A 10,865-nucleotide genomic window follows, 5' to 3' on the forward strand; every position below is an offset into this window, starting at 1 on the left:
TGATATCCCAAATGAGGGGAACACCACCTGGAAGAACAGCCTTCGCCGGCCTGCTCGGTTGTCCAGTACGGTAACTGTCACATCCACTTCCTAATTTACGATGGCTGTCGATCTGGCAATCCATGATGCACTCGTTCTCACAGCCGACGAGCGGAACCGCCTGTACGAGCGCGGCACAGTATGCATCACCGATGGCTGTATCGAAGAAGTCCGACCATCACGTGCAGGAGACGGAGAATTAGAAGCGTCCACCGTTATCGACGGGAACGGGAAACTGGTGATGCCGGGGTTGGTGAACGCCCACACGCACTTGGAGATGACACCGCTCATCGGTGCGTTTAGCGAACTCGAGCTGACGGAGATGCTTGGGAGTGGGACGGCCTTGTTTAACAGATTAGGGAACGGCGAATTCGAGTACCTCGTCGAGGCAGGCGTCGAGCTCGCAGCGCTCAATTTCCTCTTGGGCGGTGTCACGACCGTGAACTCGATGGACGCACGGCCTGCCGCAGGTGCAGAGGCGTTCGGGGAAGCAGGGCTCCGCGGATTTTTCGGCCCGGCGATCTCGGACCTCTTCTGGGACCAACCAGTCGATCAGCAGTTCTCCCGTGCTCGCGAGTTCGTCGAAACGTACCACGACACGTACGAGGGCCGAATCAGGGCGACGATCTGCCCGCACGACGACTGGTCGTGTACCAGGCAGCTGTGGGAACGGACCGCGTCCCTCGCCGCAGAGTACCCGGACCTGCTCGTCCACACGCACTTGCTCGAACTCGAGGAGAGTAACACGATGGCACGAGCGAACGGTGGCGAGGACTCGGTGGGATTGCTCGACGACGTTGGACTCCTGGACGACCGACTGGTCGCTGCTCACTTCCGCCTCGCCGACGAAGAGGACATCCAGCGAACCGCCGAGGCGGACGCGGCTGTTGCGCACTGCCCGTCCGTCTTCTGTTACTGGAATCCGGACGGGGAGACGCAGTGGACGCCCGTTCCCGAGCTTCGAGCCGCCGGCGTCGACGTCGGAGTAGGGATTGACGACCACTACTGGCACGACTCGTACAGCATGTTCGGTGAAGCGCGGCAAGCTCGGCTGGCGGCAAATCTCAAGCGTTCAGCCGGGCAGTTCGACTCGATGGAACTGATACGAATGCTCACTATTGAAGGCGCACGCGCGCTGGGGATGGGCGACGAGATCGGCAGTATTGAAGCGGGAAAGCGCGCGGATATTATCCTCCTCGACGTCGACAAACCGAAGTTCACGCCACGGACCAATATTCCTGCACAGGTCGTGAACAACGCGGTGCCGGCCGACGTCGAGACAGTGATCGTTGACGGCGACGTCGTCCTCCGGAATGGTGTGCCCGAGACAATGGACTCGGACGACGTGCGACAGCGAGTAAATCAGGCTGTCGAACGCTTCATGGACGAGACAGGCTGGGAGTTAGACATTGGTGGTAGTGAACCGCCGACCAGCATCGAGACTGTACGGGACCTCCCAAAGCGTGGCCCTGCGCGACTCCTGACTCGCCTCGCGATGCAATCCGCGCGTGATCGGTTCTCCTTCTAAGACCCTGCCAGCGTAGGGGTGGTTCCCCCTCAGGAATTTCTGTGGGCGCGAACGAACGCACGTCGCAGGACGGTCAGAAGAACGTACGTCTCGTACTTCTGGGTCTGGCAGTGCTCGCAGGGCTGCATATCCTCGACGATCTCCTCAATAGCGTCGTCGTACTCGTCGGTGAGCGTAGTGAGCGCGTCCGTGATCTGGGGCTGGGCAGCGTCGATCATCTCCTCGACGGCGGCGTCGGCCGAATCTGGTAGTGAGTACGAGAGGACGATCGTGTTCGCGTGGTAGTACTTCGTCGTCCCACCACGCCCCTCCTCGAAGCGAACGACGTCGACGAGGCCCGCATCCCGGAGCTCGTTGATGTGATGGCGGACCGTGTTCTCCGTCCGGTCGATGCCGCGATCGTCGAGGCGTTCGTGGACCTCGGTCGCAGTTAGGGCTTCCTCGGACAGAATGTCGAGGACCATCGCCCGCATCGGCTCGTCGATGGCGTCCGAAATCCGAGTGTCTCGCACCGCGATGTCGTCGAGACGGTGGTCGGTATCGGAATCACTCATACGAGAACTGAGCGCGAGCACGCGGGAAAAGGTAGCGGGGCAGGAGTCGGGTAGGTGTCTGTCGAGGTATCCAGTACAGGATGGACCCGCGATAGCGAAAGCCCTAGACGACCCGTTTGACTGTTCCAACGACCCGTATCCGAATTCAAACATATCATCTAAAAAATACTTATTGAGGTACGGGCACTATCTCAAACTGTAATGAGCGACACAACCCAATTCCGCGTCCTCGACTTCGACTGCCCGACCTGCGCGAGTACCGTCGAACGCGCCCTGTCGAACGTCGACGGCGTCCAGCACGTCGAAGTCCACTACGCGACCGGCCGCGTCGAGATCGAGTACGACGACAGCGTCACTGACCCCGACGCCTTCGCAGAGACCATCGAAAACCAGGGGTACACTCCCCAGCCCGCCTAACACTATGAACAAACAATCGATCACGCAGTACTACCGGAACCACCGGAAGGCCATCGTCACGGCGACGAGCGGCCTGCTGTACGGCGGTGGCTGGAGTCTCGGCTACCTCACGAGTTTCGAGATGGCAAGCGCCGCCATCCTCGTCCTCGCGACGGTCGTGGGTGGCTACGACATCGCCAAGACCGCTTACCACGAGGTCACCAACCGGACGCTCGGCATCAAGACGCTGGTGACGCTGGCCGCCATCGGTGCTATCGTCATCGGGGAGTACTGGGAAGCCGCCGCCGTCGTCTTCCTGTTCAGCCTTGGCAGCTACCTCGAAGGCCGGACGATGCGGAAGACCCGGACGGCACTTCAGGAGCTACTGGAGATGACGCCCGACACGGCGACCGTCCGTCGCGACGGGACACTCCAAGAGGTCTCCGCCCGCGATGTCGAAGAGGGCGAAGTCGTCGTCGTAAAGCCGGGCGGGAAGATCCCGGTCGACGGAACCGTCGTCGACGGCGAGAGCGCAGTCAACCAGGCGCCGGTCACCGGCGAGAGCGCGCCCGTCCACAAGGCCGACAGCGACGAGGTGTACGCCGGGACGGTCAACCAGGAGGGCGCGCTAGAAATCCGGACGACGGGAGCGGGATCGGATACGACTCTCGAACGGATCATCCGTCGCGTCGAGGAGGCCCAGGAGGCTCAGTCGCCCACGGAGAGTCTCATCGACCGGTTCGCGAAGTACTACACGCCGGCCGTCATTGCCCTGGCTATCGGCGCGTACGCGGTCACGCAGAACGCGATCCTGTCGCTGACGCTGCTGGTCATCGGCTGTCCGGGCGCGCTGGTCATCGGGCCACCGGTCAGCATCGTCTCGGCCATCGGTAACGCCGCCCGGTCGGGCGTGCTGATGAAGGGCGGCGAACACCTCGAACGCGCCGGCAAGATCGATCTCGTCGCCTTCGACAAGACGGGGACGCTCACGAAGGGCGAGACCACCGTCTCCGACATCGAGGGGTTCGGCGTCGCCGCCGCCGACGTCCTCTCGCTCGCAGCGACCGCCGAGAAGAAGAGCGAACACCACCTCGCGGACGCCATCGTCGACATGGCCCGCGAACGCCAGACGGCTGCGACGGACGGTGGAGCGACGGTCGCCCAAGCGGACGATACGGACGTGGGGCGCAGGTCGGTCCCCGATCCCGACGACTTCGACGTGGTCGCCGGCAAGGGCGTCATCGCCCATGCCGATGGCCAGGAAGTCGTCGTCGGCAACCGCGCGCTGCTGGACGACCGCGACGTCGATGTCCCCGATCGGGTCGCCGACTACGTCCGCGAGCGTGAGGGGCGCGGCGAGACAGTCGTCCACGTCGTTCGGGACGGGGACATCATCGGCGCGATTGCGATGCGGGACGAGCTCCGGGAGGCCGCTCCTGGGGTCGTCGCGGCGCTCCAAGACGCTGGCATCGAGACGGTGATGCTCACCGGCGACAACGATCGGACGGCCGCTGCCGTTGCCGAGGAGGTCGGTATCGACGAGTACCGTGCCGAACTCCTCCCCGAGGACAAGCAGTCCGTCATCGAGGGCTACCAGGCCGACGGCCACGTCGTCGCGATGGTCGGCGACGGCATCAACGACGCGCCATCGCTGGCCACTGCCGATGTCGGCATCGCGATGGGTGCTGCGGGAACGGACACCGCTATCGAAACGGCTGACATGGCGTTGATGGCCGACGACCTCGAACGCATCCCGTACGCGGTCAAACTCAGCAAGGCGACGCGCTGGAACGTCCTCGAGAACGTCGGGATCGCGGTGCTGACCGTGACCGTCCTCCTCGCGGGCGTGCTCACCAGCTACGTCACCCTCGCGTCGGGAATGCTGGTCCACGAGGCCAGCGTCCTCCTCGTCATCCTCAACGGGATGCGACTGCTCCGCTACTGACCACGAGACACGATCACAACCACAACTCATGACATCGAATTCGACTGCGACTGACACGACCCAGACGAGAACCAATTGGCAGGTCGACTACGACGTCGAGCCGATCGAAATCCGCGACCCCGTCGCGGAGGCCCTCGACGTCCTCGAACCGGGCGAGCCGTTCGTCATCGCTTATAGAGACGCGGTGAAAGAGGCAGGACACTCCTGTCCGACTGCCTCGGGCGCCTACCGGATCGTCCAGCTCGGGCTCGACGCCCTGTATCCCGACGACTATCCAGTCCGGAGCGAAATCGAGGTCCAGACGGCCGGCCCGCAGGAGGATGCTGCGTACGGCGTGATGAGCCGTATCATCTCGTACGTGACTGGCGCGACCGGCGATGACGGATTCAGCGGGCTCGCCGGCGGCTATGGCGGCCGCCGCGACCTCCTGTGCTTCGACGGGTTCGACCCGGACACGGCGGACCCGACGTTCCGGTTCCGGCGAACCGACACGGACGAGACCGTCGAAGTGGCCTACCACGTCAGCGACGTTCCTAGCGGTGGACCCGCAATCGGGAACCTCCAGAGGATTCTCGACGGATCGGCAAGCGACCAGCAACGGGAGGCCTTCGCTGACGCTTGGCACCGCCGCGTGCAGGCTGTTCTCAGAGACGCCACCCTATTCTCCGTCGAAGGGGTATGAACGCGGCGGTGTACCCCTCACACTCGTAATGAGAGTTACCGCGATATACTGTTGGGCTCCTTGGGTACCTTGGTAGCGCCATCACCTAACTCGCCGACATCGATATGAGAGTACCCCACGCAAACCATCCCCTCAGAGTTGTCCAAGTATCGAGCTACAACCGCCAACCCAAATACTCAAACAAGAATCTCGCCCATCCCGCGTCAACTGCCATATGGAGCAAGGTAATCGTGTTTCCAATGGTCGATATCGATCTCCACAGCCTCTGAAGTCGTTGGAGAACCGACCGTGACCCATCAGTCATAATCTGCGGCAACGTCTACGGACACATCTATGCCGTTGTATGAGTCGTCGGAGCGCCCTGTCGGTGCCGTCGATATTGACGGGGTACAAGAGGTCAACTATGATTTATTTCCAGTTCATTTCGAGCTGATTCGAAGGCACGCATCAAATCTATCCTCCGAGGTTGTGTTCTGCGCGAGGTCATTCGTCGCCGAGTTCCGAAAGCCGAGCCTGGATTTCTTCGGCATCCGCCTCAGAGAGCGCCTCAATACCGAACTGGACGAGTAGCGGGTAGAAGTGGCGGTTCTTCTTGAACTCGTCCTGGCCCGCCTTGCGGAGCTTCAGCTGAGACTCGAGGTAAGTGTCCTCCATCTCGTCGAGGACATCGTCGGGAATGTAGATCGTCCGCCCATTCCACTCGTCCTTGATGTTCGTTTTCGTTTTGCTCGTTTCGTTCGTTTCACTCGTTGAAGTCGATTCGGTCGTTTCGGTCGATGAACTGGTTTCCACCGTTTCACTCACCTCGCTCGTTTCGCTGGAATCAGCCTCGTCGTCCTCCTCTTCGTAGTTGCCCTCGATGCCGGAAGCATCACCCCAGCCGTCGGTCATGCTTCCACCTCCTCAGGTGCGGTCTTCTCAAACGTTTCGTCGAACAGGTCGGCGATTTCGTTGAACAGGTCGCGTGCATCCTCAACGCGCTGGTTCTCCTTGCCGAAGCCGAAGACGGACACCCCTTCGCCAATCGACTGAGAGAGGTCGGTCCGCTTCGGGATCTCGAACACCGGGAGAGAGTACGCCGACTTGATCTCCTCGATGGTGTCGCGGTGTTCGGCGTTCTGCTCGACGCGGTTACAGACGATTGCGAGCCGATTGATGTCTCCGTACGCCTGTTCGAGGGAGCTCAGCTGCTTGGCGAAAATCTGGAGGCTGTTGGCGTTGAGCTTCTCGGGAATGACGGGGATGACGACGTTGCCAGTCGCGACGAGCGCGTTGTCGGTGAGGACGTTCAGAGATGGCGGCGTGTCGACGATAATGTAGTCGTAGTCCTTGTCGAGTTCGTCCAGAGTCATCTCCAACCGCTCGCGACTCTTCGGCGCCTCAAGCAGCGTCTGGATGTTCTTGTTGTTCGCGAGCTTCTCGCTGGCGGGAAGAATGTCGAATTCCTCGTGCTCGACGATGATGTCGTTCACCGACTCCATCTGATCGAAGTCGAGGACGTCGAACAGCGTCGTACGGTCGGTATCATAGTACAAATCGTTGTAGCCAAGCGAGCAGGTGAGCCCGCCGTGATAGTCGATGTCGACCAGGAGGACGTCGTGGCCCCGGGCGGCGAGTGCGCCGCCAGTATGAATGACGTCGGTTGTCTTCCCCGCGCCGCCCTTCTGATTCGCCACCGTGATTCGTGCGGTGTTGGTGTCGGTCATTATCTTCGTTTCTCTCGTTGTGTTCGTTTCGTTCGTTTTTCTCGTTTAGTTCGGTGCGTTCGGTGAGGGTGTTTCACTCGGTGAGAGGATTACTACGATGTTAAAACCAACTGTTCGTTTCGCTCGTTGAACTAATTGCGTTCATTTCTATCACTCAATTCGTTCCGTTCGTTTCGTTCGTTTTTGCGAAAGGCCAACCAGAGTCAAACCAGTTCGTTTGGAGAATTCAATTCATCAACCTCGTTTACTTCATTCCCTTCATTCTATTCGTTTCGTTCGTTCCTTTCGTTTCGGTAAAGGAGGTCGTACCTTCTGTGGGGATGGCGAAGCTGGATAGGATAGTCAGCTGAGAAGGCTTCGACAGGTACTCGCAAAACCGACTTCTCAGAGGGGGTTAAAGCGATCGGACGGACAGACGTTTCTCAAACTCTTGGTCCGTCTTCTCTCGAATTTCGTGGCGTACCTCATCTTGGTCGGATTCAATCCCGAACTCGTCCTCAAACGAATCGAACCCAAGCGTCGACAGAATATCCAAGAGGAGCTCGATTCGTCGATCCTGCAGAGTCTCGTAGGTCCAGAAGGAGTTGAAATACGCCACTACATCGGCGTCCACATTCGAAACGTCACCGCCATCGTGCTGCTCACGGAGTTTGTCGAGGGAGTCGCGATCGACGTTGCCGTATTCGGCCGTGAAATACCGATTGGGGTAGATACTGGCGAAACCGTCGATCTCGGAGTAGTACTGCGTCATCTTCTCGGCGAGTGGCCGATTACTAGCCCCGATATTATCGGTGTCACGGAGCAGGAGGAAGTTCCCGATATCGTCGATGAACCCCTGCGTGATGAACTCCGAGATATTGTCTTTCAGTCGCTCCTCCTCTTCGTCGAGATCAGAGCGCTGCACCAGCTCGATATAGCGTTCGATCTCTGACGCGATCTCGATGTCCGGCTCCGAGTCGAGTTTGAAAAACTCCCGAAGCCACGTCGGGTCTTCCGGGTCGCTGACGGGTGTCTGCGGGAGGACGTGTTCGAGATGGATGTTCCCCATGTTCAGGTCTCGCTCGACGGCACGACTACTGTCGTCGAAGTGATCCTGGGCGATCTTCCCGAAGAGCAGTCGCGCCGTTCCGGTACTCCAGGACTGCGTCTGGACGACCGTATCGACGAACCGGTCGCCGAACAGCGTCGGCGTAGAGGAACGCATCTCGGTGATGAGGTACTCTCGAGAAGCCTCGTATACACTATCTGGAGTGGCGTCGGCAGTTGGTGCGAGATTGAACTCCTCGACGGCCTCGATGAAGACCTCGCGGAAAATACTCGGTCGTTCAGAGATGAGGAGGCGTCGCAGGTTGAGTTTCTCGATGGTCTCTAGTACGCGGTGGAACTGTGCTGCATCCCGTTCCGATTCAGGATTGGTGTGATAGTAGAGCGCCAGGACGAATGGCCGCCACTGGTCCATCTGTTGGTTATTGAGGCGTACAAGGATTTCCCGACACTGCTCTCGGTGACTGGCTAACTCAAGATCGTCAGCGGCGAGCTCCGTGGTCGTGATATCTTGATAGTAGTCGACGAGGTCGTGCGCGTAGTCGAGGAAAGCCTTCGCTTCATCGAGATTCCGAAGCCGCGGGACGACATCCGAGTCGATGTTCCGCGTGTCGAAGGCGTTGGTCAGTTCGGCGCTCGCGTCACCAATCCTGTCGATGCCATCGTCGACGATACTCAGATAGATCGAGAGGTAGTCGTCGATGGCATCACCATCGGTTGCGAACGCCACCACGATATCCTCCCACTTGTCGACGTACTCGTCTTTCACGTCGGTATCGAAGAACGCGTTCACGACCGCTGCCCTGATACGGTCGATCTTCGTCAGATCGACGCCGCGGTCGTTCAAAATCTCGAAGATCTGCATCCGGAAGTCCGACTCCGCCTCTCGAATCAGGTACTCCCCGACGTGGTAGGAGTTGTAGACGTAGTTAAGGATATTCACGAGCGCTCGCACAGTCTCGTCCGGCGTCTCGGCGTCGGCGACGACGCCGCTAATCTTCTCGTCGTAGAACTCGTAAGCGTTCAACAACCGCCGGTGTGAGCGGTACAGTTTGAAGAACGCCCCTGAGGACAGCGAGTCAGTATCCAAGTCCGCGAGTTCATCGTCCGTGGTACCGAACCGGTCCAGACATTCCGAGACTTGTACTGCATCGCTGTTGTTCCCGTGAATGCTGAAGTCGGCCTCGTTCTTGAGGTAGTCCACCTGGGCGGAGGGCCCCATCATGAGGGCTTTGAAAAATTCAGCGTCGTGTTTGTTCAGCGTGAGCCGGGGCTCACGTTTGCCGAACATCTCCTCCACATAGAGGATATCGGTGATTCGTCCGATCCCGTAGTCCCGAAACTCCGCCAGGGTATCGTCCTCGATAGAAGCTGGGTCGACGTCCTCGAGGTGCTCCATAAGGACGCGCAACAGCAGGTGTGTCGTCGTCAGGCGCTGTTGGCCGTCGATGACCTCGTACACCTGTTTGTCGTCGTTGACCGCGAAGTACATCGAGCTGAAGAACACGTCCGACACTTCGCGTCGGTCAGCGACCAGGTCGGCATTCACGAACTGCTCGATGTCCGACCAATACTGTTCGTGGTGGATGTTCTTCCACGAGTACAGTCGCTGGTACTCTGGTACGTTGAACTTCTGATCGGTGAGGACCTCCCCCAGAGTCCGTTTCTCCATCTCGAAATTCTCGGCCGTAATCGGCCGAACTACCTTCCCATCACCGACATTCCGGGTATCGAGATCTCTGCCATCGTAGTCGATGTACTTATCATACAAATCGTCAGCCTCGTCCGACATTATTGACTGCTGTTTGTAGTCCGTCCATTTACCGTTGTGGGCGGGTTTCCGGGCCGAGTCAGATCACCCCAGAAGGTTAGCCAGTTCATGGAGACTCTCTTTGAGATTACGCTTGAACTCGGTAGAGACGGTAATGAACTCGTCATCGTCGCTGTGTTCCTTGTACTTTCCCAGCGAAAGAGCGAGCTCTCCGCCCGGAGTTGCAACGAGCTTGAAGATAACCGAAGTGCTCTGTAAGCCGGTTTCCAGCCACGCCTTTTCGATATCTGCCCATTCGCCAGCGGAGGTATCTGCTGAATCAACCTCGTAAGCCAAGCTGTGAACCTTCCCCCGATTCCGAGAGTGTTCAGTCTGAACTGGAGCGAGCACGTGTTCAGTACCGCGGACCTGCTTCCCGAGCTGAAGCATCGTCCGCCCGTCAGGCGTCTCGGTGAGTTTGAACCACTTCTGGTACGGGTCATACGAGGCACTCAACCACCAGAATCCGAGATCGTTCCAGTCCGATTGCCCTCCCTGATCGAACTTCCCGTACTCCCATGCTCGACGAAGACCCTCGCTGTGTTCAGCTAGATATTCTCGCGGCAGGACGACGTCCATCGAGGGATTGGCTGGCTTTGATTGTCGGAGCCAGTGGATGACGCCGTGATACCCGTCGCTGAAGTCGTGTTGGACCGCGTGAGGCCAGGTCGGGAGAATGCCAGAGAGATCGACGTTGAGTCCGGAGAAGTCCTCTTCTCCCAACCAGAGGGCGCTGTACCCTGCAGCGAGATACTCAGCGGTTACTGCGTCGACATCCTTGTCCTCGTGTTTGTGCTGTACTTCGACGCCGATGCCACGGCCCTCAGGGAACCGAGGCTGTGGAAACTCAACGAGAATATCGGCACGCCGGTCACCCAGCTGCTGTTCTAGTCCTATTGTAGCGTCGGGATACTCGGTCGTGAGCTTCGAATACGCGATCGACTTCATCCGCAAATGAGGTGGAGATTCACCGCCACAGTCAGTCTTCTCTTCAGCAGCGTGGTAGAAATGCCGTGCGACGAACGATCCCTTACGGCGATGAGAATCGCGAATTTTCAATTGATCGCCGCACTTCGGGCACTCGAGGAGACTCCCTTTCTGTACCTGATTCGGAATGACCTCGGTGCCGTCGTGGAGGGCCAAGAACGGCATTCGAATTCT

At 59.2% G+C, this 10,865-nt stretch carries 9 protein-coding genes and 1 pseudogene; 4 read left to right on the forward strand and 6 right to left on the reverse strand.

Annotated features, from left to right (window positions below; all coding sequences use genetic code 11):
- The first annotated feature begins 100 nt into the window (after positions 1–100).
- On the forward strand, positions 101–1,567 hold the full coding sequence (locus NDI89_RS20830) for an amidohydrolase family protein (protein ID WP_050051507.1): 1,467 nt from the start codon (positions 101–103) through the stop codon (positions 1,565–1,567).
- A gap of 29 nt (positions 1,568–1,596) precedes the next feature.
- On the opposite strand, the gene NDI89_RS20835 is transcribed toward NDI89_RS20830, so the two are convergent.
- Positions 1,597–2,121: an ArsR/SmtB family transcription factor gene (locus NDI89_RS20835; RefSeq protein WP_004048660.1), complete on the reverse strand. Its 525-nt coding sequence runs from the start codon at positions 2,119–2,121 to the stop codon at positions 1,597–1,599.
- Between the two features lie 201 nt (positions 2,122–2,322).
- Here NDI89_RS20835 and NDI89_RS20840 point away from each other — a divergent pair, with 201 nt between their 5' ends.
- The 3 genes from NDI89_RS20840 to NDI89_RS20850 are packed head-to-tail and all read left to right on the forward strand — an operon-like array spanning position 2,323 to position 5,144.
- Positions 2,323–2,538 carry a heavy-metal-associated domain-containing protein gene (locus tag NDI89_RS20840; RefSeq protein ID WP_004048661.1) on the forward strand — a complete coding sequence of 72 codons (216 nt, stop codon included), beginning with the start codon at positions 2,323–2,325 and terminating at the stop codon, positions 2,536–2,538.
- A 4-nt stretch (positions 2,539–2,542) separates the two neighbouring features.
- The gene (locus NDI89_RS20845) at positions 2,543–4,462 is read left to right on the forward strand and encodes a heavy metal translocating P-type ATPase (protein WP_006186939.1); all 1,920 of its coding nucleotides are present in this window, start codon (positions 2,543–2,545) and stop codon (positions 4,460–4,462) included.
- A 28-nt stretch (positions 4,463–4,490) separates the two neighbouring features.
- On the forward strand, positions 4,491–5,144 hold the full coding sequence (locus tag NDI89_RS20850; protein WP_006186940.1) for a hypothetical protein: 654 nt from the start codon (positions 4,491–4,493) through the stop codon (positions 5,142–5,144).
- A gap of 35 nt (positions 5,145–5,179) precedes the next feature.
- Here NDI89_RS20850 and NDI89_RS23990 read toward each other — a convergent pair.
- From NDI89_RS23990 to NDI89_RS20875, 5 genes and pseudogenes are all read right to left on the reverse strand, one after another.
- Positions 5,180–5,457 (reverse strand): annotated as a pseudogene (locus NDI89_RS23990) (site-specific integrase); the annotation flags it as partial.
- A 170-nt stretch (positions 5,458–5,627) separates the two neighbouring features.
- On the reverse strand, positions 5,628–6,035 hold the full coding sequence (locus tag NDI89_RS20860) for a DUF8160 family protein (protein WP_277524518.1): 408 nt from the start codon (positions 6,033–6,035) through the stop codon (positions 5,628–5,630).
- Entirely contained in the window at positions 6,032–6,850 is an 819-nt protein-coding gene (locus tag NDI89_RS20865) for a ParA family protein (protein WP_095637937.1), read from the reverse strand. The genes NDI89_RS20860 and NDI89_RS20865 overlap by 4 nt, the downstream gene beginning before the upstream one ends.
- A 394-nt stretch (positions 6,851–7,244) precedes the next feature.
- Positions 7,245–9,566 carry a DUF262 domain-containing protein gene (locus tag NDI89_RS20870; protein ID WP_277524525.1) on the reverse strand — a complete coding sequence of 774 codons (2,322 nt, stop codon included), beginning with the start codon at positions 9,564–9,566 and terminating at the stop codon, positions 7,245–7,247.
- Between the two features lie 183 nt (positions 9,567–9,749).
- Positions 9,750–10,856 (reverse strand): competence protein CoiA family protein, encoded by a 1,107-nt coding sequence (locus NDI89_RS20875; protein ID WP_277524527.1) that lies wholly within the window; start codon positions 10,854–10,856, stop codon positions 9,750–9,752.
- Between the last annotated feature and the right edge of the window lie 9 nt (positions 10,857–10,865).

The organism is Natrinema salsiterrestre (assembly GCF_029502005.1).
In the GTDB taxonomy this organism is placed as follows: domain Archaea; phylum Halobacteriota; class Halobacteria; order Halobacteriales; family Natrialbaceae; genus Natrinema; species Natrinema salsiterrestre.